The sequence below is a fragment of the Paraburkholderia sp. GAS41 genome (genome assembly GCF_050436545.1).
Lineage (GTDB): Bacteria > Pseudomonadota > Gammaproteobacteria > Burkholderiales > Burkholderiaceae > Paraburkholderia.
This window is the reverse complement of record NZ_JBNDMK010000010.1, coordinates 202,126-222,825: the sequence shown is the minus strand read 5'-3', so window position 1 is coordinate 222,825 and position 20,700 is coordinate 202,126. Positions and strand designations below refer to the sequence as shown.

The 20,700-nt window shown below is 61.4% G+C and carries 19 protein-coding genes; 11 read left to right on the top strand and 8 right to left on the bottom strand.

Going from position 1 to position 20,700, the window contains the following annotated elements:
* The first annotated feature begins 16 nt into the window (after positions 1–16).
* A complete protein-coding gene (otsA, locus tag P3T43_RS16580; protein ID WP_429282112.1) occupies positions 17–1,441 on the top strand; it encodes an alpha,alpha-trehalose-phosphate synthase (UDP-forming) in 1,425 nt (474 codons plus the stop codon).
* A gap of 246 nt (positions 1,442–1,687) precedes the next feature.
* On the opposite strand, the gene P3T43_RS16575 is transcribed toward otsA, so the two are convergent.
* The 5 genes from P3T43_RS16575 to P3T43_RS16555 all read right to left on the bottom strand — a co-directional run bounded on the left by P3T43_RS16575 (position 1,688) and on the right by P3T43_RS16555 (position 6,553).
* Positions 1,688–2,263, bottom strand: coding sequence for a hypothetical protein (locus tag P3T43_RS16575; protein WP_429282111.1), 576 nt, complete (start codon positions 2,261–2,263; stop codon positions 1,688–1,690).
* A gap of 158 nt (positions 2,264–2,421) precedes the next feature.
* Complete coding sequence (locus P3T43_RS16570) at positions 2,422–3,861, bottom strand: MFS transporter (RefSeq protein ID WP_429282110.1); 1,440 nt, start codon at positions 3,859–3,861, stop codon at positions 2,422–2,424.
* Between the two features lie 274 nt (positions 3,862–4,135).
* On the bottom strand, positions 4,136–4,582 hold the full coding sequence (locus P3T43_RS16565; RefSeq protein ID WP_429282109.1) for a very short patch repair endonuclease: 447 nt from the start codon (positions 4,580–4,582) through the stop codon (positions 4,136–4,138).
* Complete coding sequence (gene dcm, locus P3T43_RS16560; RefSeq protein WP_429282108.1) at positions 4,582–5,844, bottom strand: DNA (cytosine-5-)-methyltransferase; 1,263 nt, start codon at positions 5,842–5,844, stop codon at positions 4,582–4,584. Before dcm ends, P3T43_RS16565 begins: the two co-directional genes overlap by 1 nt.
* A gap of 391 nt (positions 5,845–6,235) precedes the next feature.
* Positions 6,236–6,553, bottom strand: a complete 318-nt coding sequence (locus P3T43_RS16555; protein WP_429282107.1) for a hypothetical protein — start codon at positions 6,551–6,553, stop codon at positions 6,236–6,238.
* Positions 6,554–6,708: 155 nt separating this feature from the next.
* Here P3T43_RS16555 and P3T43_RS16550 point away from each other — a divergent pair, with 155 nt between their 5' ends.
* Positions 6,709–6,900, top strand: a complete 192-nt coding sequence (locus P3T43_RS16550; protein WP_429282106.1) for a CsbD family protein — start codon at positions 6,709–6,711, stop codon at positions 6,898–6,900.
* A 254-nt stretch (positions 6,901–7,154) separates the two neighbouring features.
* Entirely contained in the window at positions 7,155–7,859 is a 705-nt protein-coding gene (locus tag P3T43_RS16545; protein ID WP_429282105.1) for a glutathione binding-like protein, read from the top strand.
* Positions 7,860–7,890: 31 nt separating this feature from the next.
* On the opposite strand, the gene P3T43_RS16540 is transcribed toward P3T43_RS16545, so the two are convergent.
* On the bottom strand, positions 7,891–9,633 hold the full coding sequence (locus tag P3T43_RS16540) for a tetratricopeptide repeat protein (protein WP_429282104.1): 1,743 nt from the start codon (positions 9,631–9,633) through the stop codon (positions 7,891–7,893).
* Positions 9,634–9,754: 121 nt separating this feature from the next.
* On the opposite strand from P3T43_RS16540, the gene P3T43_RS16535 reads away from it, so the two are divergent.
* Together P3T43_RS16535 and P3T43_RS16530 are read left to right on the top strand one after the other, a co-directional pair.
* On the top strand, positions 9,755–10,090 hold the full coding sequence (locus P3T43_RS16535) for a hypothetical protein (RefSeq protein ID WP_429282103.1): 336 nt from the start codon (positions 9,755–9,757) through the stop codon (positions 10,088–10,090).
* 13 nt (positions 10,091–10,103) lie between these two features.
* Positions 10,104–10,664 carry a DUF2867 domain-containing protein gene (locus P3T43_RS16530; protein ID WP_429282102.1) on the top strand — a complete coding sequence of 187 codons (561 nt, stop codon included), beginning with the start codon at positions 10,104–10,106 and terminating at the stop codon, positions 10,662–10,664.
* A gap of 66 nt (positions 10,665–10,730) precedes the next feature.
* Here the strand turns inward: P3T43_RS16530 and P3T43_RS16525 are convergent, their stop codons facing one another.
* The gene (locus P3T43_RS16525) at positions 10,731–10,982 is read right to left on the bottom strand and encodes a hypothetical protein (RefSeq protein WP_429282101.1); all 252 of its coding nucleotides are present in this window, start codon (positions 10,980–10,982) and stop codon (positions 10,731–10,733) included.
* A gap of 388 nt (positions 10,983–11,370) precedes the next feature.
* Between P3T43_RS16525 and P3T43_RS16520 the strand changes: the two genes are divergently transcribed.
* On the top strand, positions 11,371–11,700 hold the full coding sequence (locus tag P3T43_RS16520; RefSeq protein ID WP_429282100.1) for a DUF4148 domain-containing protein: 330 nt from the start codon (positions 11,371–11,373) through the stop codon (positions 11,698–11,700).
* A 212-nt stretch (positions 11,701–11,912) separates the two neighbouring features.
* Positions 11,913–12,896: an alpha/beta hydrolase gene (locus P3T43_RS16515; RefSeq protein WP_429282099.1), complete on the top strand. Its 984-nt coding sequence runs from the start codon at positions 11,913–11,915 to the stop codon at positions 12,894–12,896.
* Here P3T43_RS16515 and P3T43_RS16510 read toward each other — a convergent pair.
* Positions 12,893–13,099: a hypothetical protein gene (locus P3T43_RS16510; RefSeq protein WP_429282098.1), complete on the bottom strand. Its 207-nt coding sequence runs from the start codon at positions 13,097–13,099 to the stop codon at positions 12,893–12,895. The two genes, P3T43_RS16515 and P3T43_RS16510, sit on opposite strands and share 4 nt — an antisense overlap.
* Before the next feature lie 1,020 nt (positions 13,100–14,119).
* On the opposite strand from P3T43_RS16510, the gene P3T43_RS16505 reads away from it, so the two are divergent.
* From P3T43_RS16505 to P3T43_RS16490, 4 genes are all read left to right on the top strand, one after another.
* Positions 14,120–14,710, top strand: a complete 591-nt coding sequence (locus P3T43_RS16505; RefSeq protein WP_429282097.1) for a recombinase family protein — start codon at positions 14,120–14,122, stop codon at positions 14,708–14,710.
* Positions 14,711–18,289: 3,579 nt separating this feature from the next.
* On the top strand, positions 18,290–18,673 hold the full coding sequence (locus P3T43_RS16500) for a hypothetical protein (protein ID WP_429282096.1): 384 nt from the start codon (positions 18,290–18,292) through the stop codon (positions 18,671–18,673).
* Positions 18,674–18,792: 119 nt separating this feature from the next.
* Positions 18,793–19,218, top strand: coding sequence for a hypothetical protein (locus P3T43_RS16495; RefSeq protein WP_429282095.1), 426 nt, complete (start codon positions 18,793–18,795; stop codon positions 19,216–19,218).
* A 41-nt stretch (positions 19,219–19,259) separates the two neighbouring features.
* Positions 19,260–20,264: a hypothetical protein gene (locus tag P3T43_RS16490; protein ID WP_429282094.1), complete on the top strand. Its 1,005-nt coding sequence runs from the start codon at positions 19,260–19,262 to the stop codon at positions 20,262–20,264.
* The last annotated feature ends 436 nt before the right edge of the window (positions 20,265–20,700 follow it).

Below are 20,700 nucleotides of genomic sequence, written 5' to 3'. Positions count from 1 at the left end.
ATGAGGTGGAGCACTAATGAGCAGATTGATCGTGGTATCGAATCGTGTCGCGCCGACGCAGGAAGGCCGCCCCGCAGCAGGTGGTCTTGCAATCGGTGTGCTGGACGCCCTCAAGGAAACCGGTGGCGTATGGTTCGGCTGGAGCGGCGAGACGGTGGCAGAGCCATCGGCGCCGGTGATCGAAAAGCAGGGCAACGTGACGTACGCGACGGTGGGTCTCACCAAGCGCGACTACGATCAGTACTACCGCGGCTTTTCGAACGCGACGCTATGGCCGACTTTTCACTACCGTAACGACCTGTCGCGCTTCGATCGTCAGGAGTACGCGGGATATTTGCGCGTGAACCAGACGCTGGCGAAGCAGTTGAAGGAAATGGTCAAGCCCGATGACATCATCTGGGTGCATGACTATCACCTGCTGCCGTTCGCGAAGTGTCTGCGCGAACTCGGGGTCAAGAACCCGATCGGCTTTTTCCTGCACATTCCGTTTCCCGTGCCGGAAGTGTTGCGTAGCGTGCCGCCACACGAAGAACTCGTGAAGGCGATGTGCAGCTACGACGTGGTCGGCTTTCAGACCGAAGCGGACCGTCAGTCGTTTGTCGACTATATCGAGCGCGGCCAGCATGGCACATCGAGCGAAGACGGCATGGTGCACGCCTATAACCGCTTCCTCAAGGTAGGGGCTTATCCGATCGGAATTTATCCGGACGCGATTGCCAGGGCCGCGGAGCAGTTTACCGACCGCAAGCCGGTGCGCAGCCTGCGTGACGGTATGCGCGGGCGCAAGCTGATCATGAGCGTCGACCGTCTCGATTATTCGAAGGGACTGGTCGAGCGCTTCCAGGCCTTCGAGCGGCTGTTGCTCAGTGCGCCCGGTTGGCATGGCCGCGTCTCGCTGGTGCAGATCGCACCGCCGACGCGCTCGGACGTGCAAACCTATCAGCGGATTCGTCAGACCCTCGAAGGTGAAGCCGGGCGTATCAATGGCCGCTTCGCACAGCTTGACTGGACGCCGATCCAGTACCTGAATCGTAAGTACGAACGCAATCTGCTGATGGCGCTGTTCCGGCAATCGCATGTGGGCTACGTGACGCCGCTGCGCGACGGCATGAATCTGGTTGCGAAGGAGTACGTGGCATCGCAGGATCCGGCCGATCCGGGCGTGCTGGTGCTGTCGCAGTTCGCCGGCGCGGCCGAGCAATTGCCGGGCGCGTTGGTGGTGAACCCGTTCGATCTGTCGCAGATGGCCGAGGCGCTGGAACGCGCGCTGTCGATGCCGCTCGCCGAACGCCAGGCGCGTCACGCGGACATGATGGCGCCGATGCGCGAAAACAACCTGTCGGTGTGGCGCGATACGTTCCTCGCGGATCTGCGCAATGTCGCCACGGCGTCGTCGGTGACGGCCAAAGCGGTAAAGCTCGCCGACGTGACGGCAAATTGAAGGACTAGGCAAGAGCGAGGCGTCTCGCAGAAGTACGCGGAAGCCGCCTCGCTTGTGCTGTCACGTCGAAGTCGAAATGCGGCGAGCCGCGCGCGGGTTCAACGTAGTTCGCCGGCAAGCCTTATTGCGCAAAAACGCGCCTCACGGCGGCCCAAAGGGCCGTCGTTTTTGCACGCACATCAACGCCATGGCTGGCAATTCGCCGCCCGACGTGCTGCTCACGTCGCGCGCGGACCGGCGCCGGCGCTACGCGTGTTGCTGGCTCAGATCGCCAAGCGGCACCGGAGTCGTGGTCGGATCGAAGTCCGCCCAACGGCCTTGCTGCCAATGCCCCGACGCACGTTCGAGGTCGGAGGCGCCGGCTTCGCGCAGGATCGCGGCGGCGTCGAACTGATTGTCGTTGCTGACATGCACGGCCACCAGTACCCCTGAGTTGCGGAACTCGCGATGAACCCGCTCATGGTGTCCGGCATGCGCGCTGCGTGCCTGCAGGGACGGGCCGATGCGCAGACCGAGATACGCGCCGACCCCGGCCGCGATGATCACAACGGGCAGCGATGCCGCAAACGCCATGAAGATCGCGACACCGGCAGCCGCGCCCGCTACGGCACCGATAGTCGCGCCGTGGCCGCTTGCTGCATGGATTGGCGGTGCGGCGGTCATCTGCACGCTGTGATCGTGCGCATGGCGCGAGTGCTGGCCCGGCGGATTGACGAAGAAGAGCGTGACGTCTTCTTCGATGAAGCCACGGTCGAAGAGCTGTTGCGCAGCGGCTTCGGCAGCGGGAAAGGTCGTGAAACGTCCAGCGACGATAAGTGACATGGGGAACCCCCTCGGCATCGTTCAGAAGCCATGCAGGGAAGTGCAGGGACGCCCGCTGTCGCGCAATACGCAAAGCTGCGGCGCGGGTACTGCCTTAGACCGCATCGCGAATCGCGAGTGCGGCCTGTTACTGCAAAAGTACTGCAAAAATGACGACGTCAGGCGGGAGCCGGGCTGGTGCGATGCATCACGCGCAAGGTGCTGATGACGGACGCCACCGCCGAAAAACACGCGCCGACATAAAGCGCAATGACCGGCCCATGCTGCGGTGCCACCCCAAAGATCAAGGCGACCAGCGCGGCGCCGAGCGTTTGCCCGGTCAGCCGCGCGGTACCGAGCATGCCGCTCGCGCCGCCGCTGCGTTCGCGCGGCGCCGCGGCAAGCATGGTGCGGTTGTTCGGCGACTGGAAAATCCCGAAGCCCGCGCCGCACAGCGCCATGCGCCACGCAATCTGCAACGGTTCGGGATGGGCGCCGAGCGTGGCGAGCAGCAACAGGCCGGCGGTCAGCGCAACGAGTCCGATACCCCCGAGCCAGCCCGCCGATAAACGATCCGACAGCACCCCCGAGAGCGGCGCCGCGACCACGATGACGAGCGGCCACGGCGTCATCAGCAAGCCGGTTTGCACCTGCGACAAACCGAGCGTGTCCTGCAGCATGAACGGCAAGGAGACGAACGCCAGCATCTGGGCGGCGAACGAGCAGACCGAGGTGCCGATCGACAGCGCGAATATCGGAATGCGCATGAGATCGATCGGCAGGAGCGGAGCGGGCTGGGTCAGTTGCCGGCGCACGAAGAAGTAGCCGATCAACACCGCGCCGAGCGCTTCAAGGGCGCTGTAGCCCCATGCTTCGCCGTGGCCCAGGCCATCCACGGCGAAGATCAGCAGACCGAACACAAACGCGTTCATCACCGCGCTCAGGTAATCGTAGGGGGCCTTGTGACCCGCATTGACCGGCAGCGCCCTGAAGCCGCTGAGAATGGCCGCAATGCCGATCGGCACGTTGATCGCGAACAGCCACGGCCAGGGCGCGATGGCGAGGACGCCGGAGGCGACCGTCGGTCCCACCGCGGACGATACCGCCACCACCATGGCGTTGATCGCGACGCCGCGGCCGAGTTGCTTGGGCGGATAGATCATGCGCACCAGCGCGGTATTCACGCTCATGATGCCCGCTGCGCCGAAGCCCTGGATCACGCGGGCGAGGGCGAGCGTCGGCAGCGAGGTGGCGAGCGCGCAGCCGAGCGAGGCGACGGTGAAGAGAATCAGGCCGCTCAGATAGACACGCCGGTAGCCGATGCGATCGCCGAGCGACGCCAGCGGCAGCAGCGAGATGGTGACCGCGAGCTGATACGCGTTGACCACCCAGATCGAAGCGGCCGCGCTCGCGTGCAGATCGCGGGCGATGGTCGGTAGGGCGACATTGGCGATCGCGCTGTCGAGGACGGCGAGCGTAATGCCGAGCGCCACCACGACGATAGCCCAGTAGCGTTGCGGCAGGGGCAGCCCCAGTTCGGCTTCGGGGGCGGTAGGGCGGTCGCCGGTGGGTGCGCCCTGAGGGTTGGAAGCGTCGTTGCCGGAGGCTCGTGCGTGCATCTTGGCGTGCTTGTCGTGATGGGTATGAGTCGCTTCGCGGGACGATTTCAGTTCGTACAGACTGGTATGGATCGTTGAATCGAGTTCGTTGAGAGCGTGCCTTCCGGCGGTGCTTCCGATTGCAGCGACGGGGCGATGTTTGCGCCATCCGCACCGAAGCGAACAGACCCGGATGAGCCAATCGAGTGTATCACCGGCGGCTCGTTCGTTTGCTCGAACCCGGCCATGCTCGACGGATTCGCACTGCGTGATCGGGGTGGGTGAAATGCAGGACTCAGCCGCGCTCTTCGAACTCGGTTGTGTCGCTGTGCAGCCAGTCGGCCAGCCGCTCCAGCACACCGTTGAGATCCCGATTGGCGCCCCGCAATGCGCATTCCCACACCACGGCCACGCGCCATCCGGCGGCCATCAGGGCGGCGCGCGATTTCTCGTCGTTGCTGCGGTTGCGGCCTATCTTGTCGCGCCAGAAGTCGGGGCGGGTCTGCGGCCATTTGAAGAGCGGGCAATCATGTCCGTGCCAGAAGCAGCCATGGACGAACACCACGGCGCGATAGCGCGGCAGGACGATATCGGGACGCCCCGGCAGATCGCGGGCGTCCAGACGAAAGCGAAACCCCTGCCGATGCAGCAGGCTGCGAATCAGCAGCTCAGGTTTGGTATTGCGCCCGCGAATGCCGGACATCATCCGGCTGCGGGTGGCGGCGTCGACGATGTCGACCATCAGCCGAAGCGCACCCGCGCCTCTGGGACCGGCGCGAGCAGTGCCTGCACATGCGGCAGCATGATGCGGGCGACTTCCTGCATGACCGGCATCACGACGCTGTTGCCGAATTGCCGGTAGGCCTGGGTGTCGCTCACCGGAATCCGAAACGTGTCGGGAAAGCCCATCAGCCGGGCACATTCACGCGGCGTCAGACGGCGAGGGCGCAGCCGTTTGCCTTGGGCGACGAGGATCTCCGAACCGTCCTTGTGATAGCGCGCCGACAAGGTGCGCGTCACGCTGTCCGGATACGCCATGCCGAAACCGAAGCCATTACCCGCCGCCCGATGCTTCTCCGCGTAGTTCTGCAGATAGGTCCACAGGTTCGGCGTCAGCGTGTATTTCGGTTGCACCCGCTTTTTCGCGTGGTCGAAGAAACGGTCGTGGTCCCACGGCAGCACGGGCTCGCTGCCGTCGGTGCGATGCAGGATCGAGCCAAGGCACGGGCCGACGCTGGGCAAGCGCAGGTCGTCCCAGGAAAACGCGGTCTTGCCGCGAAAGCCGACGATGATGATCCGCTCGCGGTGTTGCGGCGTGAAATGCTGGCCGTCGACGATGCGGTAATGCACTTCGTAGCCAAGTTCTTCGCGCAGCGTCTGCAGGATGACTTCGAAGGTGCGGCCCTTGTCGTGCGACAGCAGGTTCTTCACGTTTTCCAGCAGAAACGCGGCCGGACGCTTGGCCGCGATGATGCGGGCGACGTCGAAAAACAGCGTCCCCTGAGTGGAGCATTCGAACCCATGCGGCCGGCCCATGGCGTTTTTCTTGCTGACCCCGGCGATGGAAAACGGCTGGCAAGGAAAGCCGCCTAGCAGGACATCGTGTTCCGGCACGTCGCTGGCGGGAAACGACACGATATCGCCGATGAACGTGTGATCCGCGCCGTAGTTTTCCAGGTAGGTTTTCTTCGAGAAGTCGTTCCACTCGCTCGTGAAGACACACGCGCCGCCTTGCGCTTCGAAGCCCATGCGGATGCCGCCGATCCCGGCGAACAGGTCGATGAAGCGAAAGTTGGCCTCGCCCTGCGCGGTGCCGTGCTTGCCGGCGGCACCCGCATGTAGCAGGTCGCGCAGCGCGGGTTCGAGCATGGACGGGCACGGTGTCTCGCCCTTTTCCCAGCGGCGCACGGTCTTGATGTCTTTGCCGACGTGAGCGGCGATTTCTCGTTGGGTAAAGCGGGTGCGCGCCTGTTTTAGCAGCTCGAGCGGTGGGGCCTGGGTCACTAGCAGTCCTTGCTGGGGATTTTTGCGGACATTATGACCTGGAGTTGTCCCTTTTTTCCAGGAATCCCGCTTCCGACGGGCAAAAAAACGCCCTCGTACCCCGCTAGCACAAGCGGGCGATAGGTCCGTCTGGCAAGCGTTCTGTTTGGAGGGCGGCTGACCGGCGAGCGTGAACACGCCCTCGATGTCAAGGCATCCACCGGGTTAAGGTCAACGAAGATTTATTCCCGATCAGACAGATTGCGCGAGCGTTGAAGGCCGTTAGGCTCGAACCCGTGACGCTGATCTCCGCGTTACGGTGTGTTGGAGCCGCGGCATAGGTCCGCGGCTTTTTTTACCCGTTGCGTTGCCGGTAAGAAGGGGGAGTCAGCAGGGAAGGCGGCCCGGGCCGTTAGCTGACGCGCTGCGTTGGCGCAGCGCGGCTGTCGTGGGCGCCGGGCGGCATGGTTTTCCACTCGGGGAGAAGGTCCGCCGGTTCGAACTGATCCAGTTTCAGCAGCAGGCCGTCGACGGCGCACAGTTGCGCGTGGGTCAGATGCTCCGCGTCGAGCAAGGTGTGCAGACGCTTGCGCCAGTAGGGCGCGGGCAGGATCGCGCCACCCAGGTCGCCGAGCAGCGACGGCTCCATCACGCGGCGAATGTGCGCAATGTCCTGATCGATGAGCGTGGCCAGCAAGGCTTTGTTTGGCGCTGTCAGAATGGGGTCCATGCCACATTAACGGCGGTCAAAATATTGACTTTAGGGTCCGTTCTAATAATTTTTTGCCTTGGATTCACGCGGCGTTCCGAAGCCGGGCACACCCGTTGCTGAGCAAAAGTACTGGCGCAAATTCGCGCCGGCATTGCAAACGCAAGGAGCCGAACATGAATAAGGACCAGGTGAAGGGCGTCGGAGAACAGGTCAAGGGCAAGGTTAACGAGGCGGTTGGCAAAGCCACGGGTAACAAGGGCCAGGAACTGAAGGGCGACGTTCAGCAAGCGGCGGGTCAAGTCCGCAAGGCTTATGGTGACGGCAAGGAAGAGGCCAAGGACAACGCCAAGCGGAACGCGCCGTAACGGGCGGCCGGTTTGACGAAAAAGGCGCTTCGGCGCCTTTTTTTGCGCGGTGTGACCCGAGGATGGCCGGTTGGTCGCATGGCGCGAGCGGTGCAGGGCGGGTTTGTCTCGCGGCAAGAAAAGTTTGCCAACACCGTTTATATTGGTCGCCTTGTTCGCCGGACCCGGTTGCTTCGCCCGGTTGCCTCGAGAAGGCAAGGAGGCCAGGAGGCAACTTTTTTGCCGCGTCCGCCCATTTTGTTCAAAGAGCCCTTATGACCGATCTTTCCGCTTTCCCGATTACAGCCAGGTGGCCAGCCCAGCATCCCGAGCGCCTGCAACTCTATTCACTGCCCACGCCGAACGGCGTCAAGGTTTCGGTGATGCTCGAAGAGACCGGTCTTGCCTATGAACCGCATCTGGTGCGCTTCGACACGAACGATCAGATGACGCCCGAATTCATGTCGCTGAACCCGAACAACAAGATTCCGGCCATCATCGATCCGAACGGTCCCGATGGGAAGCCGCTGGCGCTGTTCGAATCCGGCGCGATCCTGATCTATCTGGCGGACAAGACCGGCCAGTTCATTCCGCAGGATGCCGCCGGCCGCTACGAAACGATCCAGTGGCTGATGTTCCAGATGGGCGGCGTGGGCCCGATGTTCGGTCAACTGGGGTTCTTCCACAAATTCGCCGGCAAGGAATATGAAGACAAGCGTCCGCGCGACCGTTACGTCGCGGAATCGAAGCGCTTGCTCGGCGTGCTGGAGCAGCGGCTGACCGGGCGTGCCTGGATCATGGGCGACGCCTACACCATCGCCGATATGGCGACCTTCCCGTGGGTGCGCAATCTGGTCGGCTTCTATGAAGCGGCCGATCTGGTGGGGATCGCGGATTTCCCGAACGTCAAGCGGGTGCTGGATGCGTTCGTCGCGCGTCCGGCCGTGGTGCGCGGTCTCGACAGCCCCAAGCGCATCTGATGCGCGCGTAGCGGTGCTGCGGCGGGCCTCGCTATGAGGTCCGATGCGTCGGGGATTTAGCGCTTTCGGCGCGCGTGGCAAGTGCCGCGCGCGCCGACTCGATCGCGCTGGCCCAGTCGCCCAACACGGGCTGGCGAAACAACTGCGCGCTCGAATACCACGGACTGTCCGCGCGCTCGAGCATCCAGCGCCAGCATGTGTCGAGGCGATTCAGAATCCACACCGGCTTGCCGAGTGCACCGGCAAGATGGGCCACGGCGGTATCCACTGAAATGACCAGGTCGAGGTTCGCCACCAGCGCTGCGGTGTCGGCGAAGTCGGTGAGTTCATCCGTGTAGTCGACGAGCCGCGCGCCGAGTTCAGGCGTCTGCGCCAATTGCTGCGCCGCCGGACCTTTCTGCAAACTGTAGAAACGCACATGCGGTATCTCCAGGATCGGTCGCAGCGCGTCGAGCGCAATTGAACGTCGCGCGTCGTTTTTTCTGAGTTCTGCTACATGCGGCCGGCTTCCGCCCGCCCAGACCAGTCCGACTTTCAGCGTGCTGTCTTCCCCGCTGTTTGCCAGGCGTTCGGCCCAACGCTGGGACGCTTGCGCGTCGGCGAAAAGGTAAGGTGTGGTGGCGGGAATGCTCGCAAGCTCCGTCTTGAACGCGAGCGGCAGGCTAAGCAACGGACAATGGCAATCGAAGGGCGGCAACGGCTGGCCCTGCTCGATCAATTGCGCCACGCCGTCGAGGTTCGTCAGTAGCCGCATCAGTTCAGACGGGACTTCGAGGATGACCCGGGCGCCCAGGCCCGACACCCGCGCGGCGTAGCGGCAGAACTGCAGCGTGTCGCCGAGACCCTGTTCCGCGTGCAGCAGGATGGTCTTGCCGGCGATGGAGAAATCGCCCAGCCACAACGGCTGCGCGAAGACCCGCTGGCTGGCCTTGATCCGGTTACGCTGCCAGCGCCACTCATACTTTTGCCAGCCTTCCTCGAACCGGCGCAGTTGCAACAGGCACAGGGATGCGTTCCAGTGCGCCTCGGCGAATGCGGGGCTCAACGCGATAGCACGCTCGTAATGCTGCAGCGCCTCTTCGTGCTGATTCAGGTCGACGAGCGTCAGACCGAGATTGTTCCAGGCATCCGCGAACGCGGGTGCAAGTTCGAGCGCGCGCTGGTAGCTCTGTTGCGCATCTTGCGGGCGGTTGAGATCGCTCAATGCGTTCGCGCGATTGCTCCATGCCTCCGCGTAGTTCGCTTGCAAGGCGATGGCCTGATCGCAGCTCGCGAGCGCGTCCGCCGCGCGGCCGAGATCGCGCAGCACGCAGGCGCGGTTGTTCCATGCCTGCGCGAACGCCGGGCGTAACGTCAGGGCGCGCTCAAAGCTGACCAGCGCGTCAGCGGGCGCATCCAGACCGGCGAGTGCATTGCCGCGATTGTTCAAGGCATCCACGAAATCGGCTTGCAGCGCGAGCGCGCGATTCGCACTGGCGAGCCCTTCCTTGAAGCGCCGCAGCGCGTTGTAGGCGAACGCGAGATTGGAGTGGAGCGGCGCTTGCATGCCGTTGATCGCGACCGCCTTTTTCAGCAGTTCGATGCCTTCCTCGATACGGTTCGACTGCAGCGTCAATGCGCCGAGCAACTGCATGGCGTCGAAGTGCTTTGGCCGTAGCTTGAGAATCTCGCGGTAAAGGTCCTCGGCCTCGGCGAAGGCACCGTTTTGCTGCAGGGCTACCGCCTCGCGAAGCAGGGTGTCGAGTTGTCGCTGCGGGTTCGCTGTCTTGCTCATAGGATGCATGGGGGCCGGCGGATGGCGGCGATTATCGCCGAAAAGACCCTGACCGGCACCGCTGTGTCGACGCTGACGCTCGGCGTATCATGGGCCGGTCACGACAAAGGGAGACGGGACGATGAAATTCCACGGTTCACTTCTGTTGGCTGGCGTCATGGCGGCTGCTGTGTCACTCACGGCATGTACCCAGGGCGGTCCGGTTGAGTTTTCCGTCAGCGGGGCCGATGCGCCTGTGACGTCGCGAGCCGACGATCTGGATTTTGGACCGATGGACCACTCCATTGCCGATTGCAAGGCCACGGCTCAAAGCGCGGGGCAGGGACGCTGCGTGAAAGTGCGGGCGTACGAAGCGTGCATGAAGACACGCGGCTACATAACCGTGTTGGGACCGGAGAATCCTTCCTCGTGCGGACAGCCTGCGTGGGAGCAGGATGTGCGCAAGTGGCTGCAGTGAGGCGCGGGTAGTCATGTCGCGAGCCATGCAAACAGGAGAGTGGGCGGTTATGCCGGTGCCGGTGCCAGACGCTTCACGTGTGGCGCAGATGTACGAGGCGCCGTATCTGGCGGATGCCTACGCGATCCGCTTACCCGAGGACGCGAGTGCCGATCCCGAGTTGCTGGCGCGATTCATGTTTGCCCATCAACCTTCCTGGGTCGCATGGCTAATGTCGATGCGCGATGCTCTGGTTGCCAGCTTCGGCATCAAGACTGCGAGACAGTTGCGAAGCTCGCCCAAACCGGCGGGCGATGAGCGCGTCAATATCTTCAGGATTTACGAGCGCCGGGCGCACGAAATCATTCTGGGCGAGGACGACAAGCATCTCGACTTCCGCGTGTCGGTCATGCGCGAGACGAGAGCACTTGCGACGGGAGCGCACCCTTATCTGGTGGTCTCGACGGTCGTGCATTGTCATAACCGACTGGGGCGCACATACATAACGCTGATCGCGCCGTTCCATCGCCGGGTGGTGGAAGCGGGGCTGCGGCGGGCGGCGCGTCTTGGGTGGCCTACGGTAATGAAGGTGTAACGCAGACGCGCTTTCGTCTATCTGCGGTGCGGGCTGGTGGCCCGTATTCGCGATGCCTGCGCTCCGTTACTGGACCAGTTGAAGTTGGGGCTGCCGCGATGAGGGCGCCTTGGCGCAGAGGTCGAACTTGTCCAGTTCCAGCAGCAGGCTATCGACGGTGCGAAGCTGCGCATTCGAGAGGTGCGTGGTATCGAGAATCTGATAAAGACGCTGGCGCCAGTAAGCGGGCGGCAAATAGGAGCCGGCGAGGTCTCCGTACAAGGCGGTCCGCATCATACGAGCGATATGCGTGATGCCTTCGTCGATAAACGTGTTCATTTGTGTCCCCGTGAATCTTTTCAGCCGGTCCAGCTGTTGTCGATTACATCTGATGAATGGGGCGGTTTGACGGCTGCGTGGCGATGACGGGTTGCCGTTTTCATTAAATAGGAATCCGTCTGATCTCACGCGGCCTCGGCGCCGCATGAATTGAAGAATACGCGTGCGCCTTGCGGGTCAATCAGGCGAATACGGCGGCATTGTGGCGTCAATTTATGCGCTGCGAGTTGGGCGGCATCTAGGCATGTCGGCAATTGTGAGATTTGCCGCAACAGTGAATTCGCAACCGCGGTCTTCACCCCAGCATTCAAGCCCCTTAGACTGTTCTTACTGGCTGCAGACATTCAAGTTTGTAGCGCTGTACAAAACAATCTTTGGAGGTGTCACCATGAAATCGCTCATCAAGGCAGTTGCGCTTGCTGTTGTTCTGGCCGCTCCGGTGGTTTCGTTTGCTCAGACGAATCAACCGTTGACACGCGCTCAGGTTCGCAGCGAACTGATCCAGCTCGAGAAGGCCGGCTACAACCCGGCAACGGCTGACGACTACGACTATCCGGCGAACATCCAGGCTGCCGAAGCGCGCGTGGCCGCACAAAACGCCAGCGCACAGGCCGATACGACGGGTTATGGTTCGAGCGCGAATGGTTCGGCCCAGACGGGACAGCGCACCGAAACGACGATCAGCACCTATTCGCCGCCGGTCTATAACGCGCATTAATGAATTCCGGCTAGCGCGGCTGCAGAGGATTTAGGGTGTCTGTGGATTGACGGTAGTCGATAAGAAAACAGGCCCGCATCTCGATGGAGATGCGGGCCTGTTTGCTTGTGCGGCGAAATGGCTCGTTGACTGCGCGTGCAGCAGCAATCGATCAGCTTTTGCGGTATTTTTTCACCCACTTCAATCAACCGCCGCATGGCGCCGGATTCCCTATGACAGAACGTAAGCCGTTTGACGCAGCGGTACGTCGTTTCCTGGATGAGCAGGCGGTGACCACGGGCGCGTTGCCTGCGGCTACGACGAATGAGGAACGGGTGCATACCGCACGCAGCGCAATGATGCGTGCGCTGGAAAGCCGTGCGTCGATTGCCGGCTTGCCCAATGGTGTCGAGACGCATGATGTCGAGATTGCCGCGGGTCTGGGGGGGCGGGTTTATTTGCCCAAGGGCGATGGAGCGACGCCTTGGCCGGTGCTGGTGTACACGCATGGGGGCGGGTGGGTGATCGGCGCAGTGGCGACGGTCGATCCGTTCTGCCGTTTGCTGTGCGAGGCGGCCGGCGTGATGATCGTCTCGGTCGAGTATCGGCTCGCGCCGGAACATCCTTATCCGGAGGCATTGGACGATACGCTGGCGGCTTTTGCCTGGGCGCTTGAGCACGCGCAGGCGTTCGGCGGCGATGTAGCGCGGCTTGCGCTGGGTGGGGATAGTGCCGGCGCGAATCTGGCTGCGGTGACCGCGAATCGGCTTTGTGCCGATGCGCCCGCGAAGGCGCGTGCATTGGGTGCGCTGTTGCTGCTTTATCCCGTGACGGATCATCCGGGTGCGGAGCATGCGTCGTACGCGGAGAATGCAACCGGCTACGGACTCGAAGCGGATCTGATGCGCTGGTTCTGGGAACTGTATGCGCCGGGCGTTTCGGCGGACGATCCGAGCGTCTCGCCTCTGCGGCTGCATGACGTGCCTGCCTTGCCGCCAACGCTGGTCACCACCGCTCACTACGATGTATTGCGCGACGAGGGAATCGCGTACGCCGCCAAGTTGACAGCGGCGGGCGTGGCGGTGACTCATCTGCATGCACCGGATATGGGGCATAACTTCCCGGTGACACCGAGCCAGGTTGCACGGTTTGCACAGGGCGTGGAAACGCTGGATGCGGTTGCGGAGTGGTTAAAGCGGACCTTGGCGGCGCGTTAGCCGGTGACGAAGATGGCGAGGGCTTTGGGGTGGGTCAGCTCGAAGGTATGAACCCGGCCCGCGCGGACGTCGAGGATCAGGCGGTCGAGCAACTGCAGTTCGTGCGACTCCGTTTCTATATCGCCAGTTGCTGTGGCTGAGATCTTTGCAAACCACGCGCGACGTTGCTCCAGCAAGTACGTCACGGCGCTGCCGCGCGTCATGAAAAACCGCTCCATTGCTTTTATCCGTCTGTTTTAGTGACGCGTGCGCGAAGGCGAGGTGGAATTTAGCACGAGGTGCGGAGGTGCGGAGGTGCGGAGAGGCTGAGGCGGGTGAAAGATCGGGGCAGTGGTTTGCCTCGGCTGGTGTGCGGGGCGGTGGCTGTGCGGGGATGTGAAGCGAGGGAGGACAGTATGGGACGCGTGTCGGGCAATCGACGAGGTGCGGGGTGGACGTTGGGAGATCAGTTCCTGAACCTGGGTTGTCTGGTCCCCCCGACAGGAATGTTGGTCCCTGTTTTGCTCCTCAGGCCCGTGGTGGTCCGTAGCCCTGAAGCCCAAGCGTATCAAGGCCTACAGCCCTGGTCAAGGTCTGAGGGTCTAAGGACTCACATCGGCCCGTTGGTACAGTCAGGGGTCGCCCGTTGGTACACCGGCCAGCGCCCGACCCTGCCAGCGTCATATTAATAGGGGCACATCACTTGAGGAAACACAGGGCGGCCCCCAGGGGGGTCAGGGGTTTCCAGCAAGGCACCCCCCCTTCCGCTGCAGGGCTCTAGGGGAATTCTGGAAACTGACAATCAGCTTTCGGGTCCTTAGAAAATTGGGGCGGGGCTCCCCCACTGACGAAGTCTCAACAACGACAACCACCGGTCGCTTTAGTCCTCAATTTGCGAAGTGGGTGTGCCGGGTGTTTAAGTACCGGTCTTTCCCCCCAGCGGATTCGTCTATCGTTTTGAAAATCCAACGCGATCTGCTAGCACGAACGCACCGAGCAAGTAAAGCGGGAGTGCATGCCGATCGATCACACTGTAGTAATTCCGATACAGCACCGCCGTGCTTGACGGTCGGGGGCCCCCCGTGCTAAGTGCGGCGCACACCCTTGCAGCTACTGTCAGAAGTGGTAAGTACTGACAGCCCCTGTCGGCTACCCTGCAGATACTGTCATAAGTCCTATTGACGAGTTCTGATAGACCTGTCACAATCCGCTCTAACTTATGACAACCCCGCAGGAGAAACACCATGGCCCGTATCGCTTACTTCCGCGTCTCGACCCGTGACCAGTCCATCGAATCCCAACGCCACACGCTGGGTGGATCGTTTGACAAGGAATTCAGCGACCACGGAGTGAGCGGGACGGTAGCGGCCCTTGAGCGCCCGGGGTTCCAAGCATGCGCCAGCTACCTCCGTGAAGGTGACACGCTGTGTGTGTACGCCGTAGACCGCCTTGGCCGCGACTCTATCGACGTGCAAACGACCGTACGGGACCTCATGGCTAAGGGCGTGATTGTGGACGTACACGGCCTCGGTCCTATCGTGGGTGATGCCGGTGTGTTGGTCCTGACCTTGCTGGCGCAGTTGGCGCAGATGGAACGCAACCGGATTATCGAACGCACGGACGCAGGCCGCGCTAAGGCCAAGATCGACATTGCAACCACGGGCAAGACTCAGAAGGGCGCAACGTCCCTCGGTCGTCCGGTCCAACACGATGCACAAGCCATTGCAGCCCGGTCGTGGGAGCTTGGCAGCATCGCTAAGGCAGCAGAGGCCCTTGGGGTCTCAGAAGCCACCGTTAGCCGCGCCCGCCGTCAATTCCCCCGAGTAGCAGCGTAAGCGGGCGTTGTAAACCCTCGGGGTCCCTGGTAGCCTAGGGGCCTCACCGATCACCACCACCACCACCAAGTAGCGAGCATGGACCGCATTGAACCGAGCTTCACAAGCCGCGCCTACAGAACCACCACGATCACCGTAGAGCGCCTGAGCGCCTACGCCACCGAGCGGGCAGAGCTACAGGCCACGCTGGAACGGGACCCCATAGCGGCACGCATCCGAGCTAGGGCAGCGCGGCGGTGTGATCGTGAGTCGTGGGTCGATGTCGAATACACCATGGTCTGAGAAGCGGCACACCACACACACACACAGCGAGTAACGAACATGAACGGCACAACCACAATCGGCTACATCCTCGGTCAAGCAATCCTCCTCTACGTCGCCCACAGGGCGGTCAAGTGGGCAGTACGGAAAGCCAAGCGGGGCCTGGGGTCACACTAGATGGCCGATCTAGTGGCAAGGCCACGTCGCCGCTTTGCGGCTCTAATACCGAGATCGATCGTATGCGATTGCAATAAGTACCCGGTGCAGGAGCATGGCGCGTAAGTGTTACAAGAGTCTGTGGGGCCTTAGGGCTATCCCACCATGTGAAATAGATCGCATACGATACAGTTAAGCCTCACCAGCGCCTCAGGGACATTCCACCATGTGAGATAGATCGCATACGATGGAAAAAATGGTTGCCCTGGGTTGGAAGATTGTATCTTTTGCAAAGAATCTCGAGCCCCAAGCCCCTTGGACCCCTACGCCCCTCACCACAATAGCGATTGCAGGGGCTACAGCGTAGCGCCATGGCGTTCCTGAGGCCTCGGGTATACGAGGGCCTACCCAAGGATCGCCAGCCCGTTGTAGCCACGCTTGCAGTGAGTAGAGAATTGCCCTCACTCTCACCTATCGCTGTGCGCCTTGCTGTGCGGGGCCTACGCCGTTCATACACTCATAGAGGGAAGGCCCATAGCTGGTGCTATCGGATTTGTATCGGTGATAGGTAGCGTCAAAATGCGTCCTATAAGAGACCCAGCGGCCCAAGGGTATGTAGTGCTTGCTGAATTGCTTTGAAATCAACGCTCGCCACTCAATGCTGCCTATTGAGGACCCAAGCGGTGCGCAGCAGCGCCCAAGGCCCCAAGGCCCTGTGCAGACCAGCGCTCTTGAAGGCTTCTGTAGCGCCTGTTTACTTGCTGTGTAATCAACGACATTCCCAACTTGCTTCCTATAGAAGACCTGAGCGCCCAAGGCCCCATGCTGAGAGGCAGCGTAGCTGGGTGGCTTGCCGCTACTTGGCGCTAGGACCCGGAAACACACTTCCACTCACAACCGGCTAGGCACCAGCAAAGCATCACTCGAGAGTGGGTGGATTGTGAGCAGTATCACACTTAACCCATGCCCTTTTTGATTCCTGTTTAGAATCAAGGCTTGCCATCAAAACCTTCCTATAGAACAGAGGGGGTGCTGGTGAGGAGAAAATCTTTTCCCCAAAGTCGTCAGACTGCGTCTTCCCTGTTAGGGCCACCCGGGTTATGACTACTGTAGAAGACCGCGCCCTAAGGTCCCTGACACGTCAGCGGTCTACGCCGGATGCCTACTAATAGACGAGCGCCTATGGCCCTGGTCTGTAGTGGTCGCTGAACAGCCACAGAATCAAGCACCTACAGTTTTTGCCTACTGATAGAGCAAGGCCAGAGTGAATTACCTACTGCTATCGAAGAGACGCCCCAAGGTCTCTGACCTGTCAGTGAGCTACGCCGTTCTTACACTAATAGAGGGGCGTTCGCGGCCTCAGTCTGTAGCGGTCGCTGAGTTCCCATCGAATCAAGCACCTACAGTTTCTACGTACTGATAGAGCGCGGGTCAGTAGCGCCTATGATTTTAATAGTCAACACCTACGAAAGAGACCGCTGTTTATTACTCTACCGGTACGACGAAGGGACCCACGCGGCCCCCGGTCTGTAGCGTCTGCTGAAGTCCTTTGTATTCAACGCTCGCGGATAGCTCGACACCATAGAGGAGCAGTGCCAGTGATTTACCTGACACTATCGAAGAGCAGCGCCCATGGCCCACGGCCTTGAAGACCATCGGTCTGAAGACCTCTGCGCCAGCTTGGACACTGTAGGACCACACACACACGGCACTATCGGCTTAGACCGATTGATAGTAGTCAGACCAGGCATGGGTTTCGAATTAGGTTGCACTATCGAAGAAGAGCCCCCGCATTTACCTACTGCTATCGAAGAGACGAGCCCCGCATTTAGGCCGTACTATCGACGAGAAGCCCGAACCCGCGCTATCGCTTTCGACAGATCGATTGGCCTGATTTATGACGTACCCTAGAAGAGCAAGCCCCATGGCCCCCAAGGAATCCCTTTCGAGTCAAGGGGATCAGACAAACGTCTGCCATAGAAGGCCAAGCGGTGCGCAGCAGCGCCTCGGCCCAAGGAATCCCTTTGGATTCAACGGCTCCCACTCAACGTCTACCATAGATAGACCGCTACTTGATCAAGCGAGCTATCGCTCTAGACCAGATTGAATTACCCCGTCCTATCGATAGACCAGCTTGGGGGATAAAGGGGGCCTTAGGGTCCTAAGGATGTACTTAAGACCTAGCTAGGTGTTGATAGGTATTGTTACCGGTTTTCACTTCAGTCTTCATTGGGTTCCTTAGGTCCCAAGGGTCCCTCAGGCACGGCGAGGCCTAGCGCCCCGAGGAGTAGCGCAGGGTGGCTTGGTAACCACCGTGTAGAAGGCATGGCAACCAGCGCTCCAAGCCCGAGGGACCCCCTTGCAGGTAGGGATTAGAGCCGATGGCGATGGTTCAGGCTACCCATGCACCAGCCCCTACCCACCAGCCCGTTGTAGCCGCACAGTACGCCCTGCAATCAGTATCGCCACTATCACGCCTCACCCCCAGTAGCGAGCTTCTACGCTCCTCACAGTTTCAGTAGCGCCTTGGACATGGTGCGCTACGCCTTGCTTGTGTCTCTCAGTCCGAGCAGGGTCCTTTTACATCCCAGTAGCACATCACGCCTCACCCCACATCATGGGAGTGGGGCTTTGCACAGCCGAACACCCACACACACAGTCCTAGCGCCCCTACTGGCCGCTGGGAACCCTTTTAGCCGAACACCCATCGATACCCACTCACCATGAAATCCAAGCACCCCTCAGACCTCAAGATCGCCTATCCACGCAACCGGGCCAAGCCAGGCACCAAAGCAGCCAAGCAGCAAGCAGCCCGCGCCGCTGGTCTCAAGACGTTCCTCCACACATGCCCGAAGCACGGCCCCGAGTCGCACCACAGCACCCACGGTAACGGCAACTGTCGTCAGTGCATCGCTGAGTCCATGCGAGCAGCCAAGGCCAGGCGCAAAGCAGCCAAGGCACAGGCCGCTATGGCTGAGACCATGGTAGCGGTCGCGCTAGCCTCACCAGTCGTAGACCCCATCGCCCAGTATCTCGCAGCAGTAGCCGCCAAGCGGGCATAGAGCAGCTTGTATACCGACAATCAAGCAGCGTAAACTTCTGCACTTCACCACCTGACGCCACAGAAGCCCGAAAGGCTGCTGCCTTACAGAGAACCACCCCATGCATATCCTCTTCGCCTTTCTAATCCTGATGGTCATAGTAGCTTGCTGGCGCTTGGCCCTGAAGACCATCGCGGTCGTTACCGTGGCCGTGGCCCTCCTCGGTGGTCTATGGCTGGTGGTACTCAATCACAACGAGGCCGCGTACAGGGCAGAGCATGCGTCAGCCGCCTATGACTATGCAGCAGCACAGCGGTCGGAAGCGTACCAGGCTGGCGCACCGGCAGCGTCAGCAGAGCAGCAAGCAGCCCACCAGCGGGCCCTAGGCTACCTGGCCCAAGCCAAGACCGAGGAAGCACAGCACGCCAAGGCAGTGGACCCGTGGGCTAATGGCCCCGTACCAGTCCCTGACTCAGAACAGCAGGCGGGTAACGCTGCACAGTAACTCTGCAGGCGTAGCTACAAGCCGCTGGCGCATCAAACACATACACACCCATCAACCATGTCCCACGAGCCCGTCAGAGGCACAGGGGACGACCTACAATCACTACTCACACAATCACCATGTCCAACATCAAAGCAATCACGAAGAAGCAAGCAGCAGCAGACGCCAAGGCCCAAGGTCTGACCCAGTTCACGGCAGTCTGTACGAAGCACGGCGAAGGCCCGCACCAATCGAGCAGCGCCCGGTGTGTAGCGTGCAACGCCGATAACCACCAGCAATGGCGAGCAACGCCCAAGGGGCGCGAAGCACACAACGCGTACAGCCGCCAGTGGTCCACCAGCGAAGTAGCCCAACACCACCAGGGCGAAAAGCGTGGAGCGGCAGACTGGCGCAAGGCCACAGGCGGCACCATGCACGGATGGTATGTGGTGGAGCGGGACGCACTGCGCCAACTGTACAGCGAGCGCCCCGAAGGCTTTGCAATTGACCACGCGATCCCAAAGAAAGCATACGGCCGCATTGACGGAAAGCGCCAGCGCGTGTGATCGCCCATGGTGTTGGGTCCACCGTAGGTCATGGTATCCCCTTGGGCTACATCATCAAGCCCGCTATCCGCAAGCTTATGGGTGGTAGTGGTGCGGTCGATGGGACCACGGTGGCCCTGAAGCAAGCACAGAACGCTGGTGCTTTCCTCGACCAGCAAGGGGCCCAGGCACCCACGGCCTTGGCTCAGTTGGCCCAGCAAGCCCAGGCAGCACAGGTAGCACGTCAGGCGCAAGCCACGACCCAGGCCGCACAGGCTACGGTACAGCAAGGCCAGATCGCAGCCCAGGCAGCACGGCAGCAAGCGGCCCAACAGTTCCAAGCAGGTACGGCCCAGGGTTTGAATGCGTTCCAGCAAGCTCAGGCAGCATCACAGGCAGCACGGGCTACGGCAGCGCAGAGCCCCTTGGCCCAAGGTGCCGCACAGCGAGCAGCGCAGGCAGTGGCCGCACAGCAGGCAGCGGCGCAAGTGGCCCAGGTCAACACCTTGCGTGCAGCTACTCGCATGCCGGTTGGTGGCGGGTTCCAGACCCTCCTCCAAGGTGGTCAATCAGGCTTGAACCTGACCAGTGCAGACGCTAATCAGGGCCTCCGAATCTTGGCCAATCACCCGACTTTGGGACCGATTGCAAACGAGATGCGGGCTAGCGGTGGCGTCCAGGACCCGACTCAGTTCTATGGCCTGACCAACGGGCTCCGAGGCCTCAAGGAGCAGGGCGTTATCGGCCAAACGGCAGCACCAGCAGCGGCCTACTCAGGCTCGCCAGCACTGTCGGAAGCCATGGGTGCAGCAGCCCCGGCACCAGCGGTGATCCGCAACCCGGCGAGCTACAGCGCAACCGTGAGTCGCAATCAGAAGATGGTCGATACGGCCGTCCAGAATGCACCCACGCCGCAGCTTGCCATGGTCGCTCACCAGTTGGGCGGTATCGCCAGCCCTGAGACCAAGCAGGCGGTGTTGGATGCTGTGGTCAAGGGTGCTAGCACGCCCGAGCATGCACAGTATGCAAAGGACTTCCTGCAGCCCTTGGTTTCCTACGGCAAGTAAGCAGTAGCCGTCAGGCTATCGCCTTTCAGTACCCGGGTGTGTCAGTGGCGCTAGAACCCGTTGGCGCACCCCACCCACACTCACCCCTTACCACACCCCCGCCGAGCCATCCTAGCCACACAGTAGGACCTCGGTGAGGCATTTACACATCAACGGAGTATCGATAATGGCAAAGCCAGCACGAAGCCGTAGCACAGCCGACCAGTTAGCACACGCATGGCTGGCGGTCGCAGACCTCCCCGATTGCACCGACGCGGACATAGCGGAGACCACGGGCGTACACCCGAGAGACCTCCTTTATCTGCGCATGGTGAAACGGGACATTCAAGCAGCAGGGGAGTACTCGCCAGAATCCTGGGATTACGCCCTCAACACACACCGCAGAATCCTACTGGGCCGAACGGTATGAGCAAGCGAGCAATGGCCCAAGAGGCCA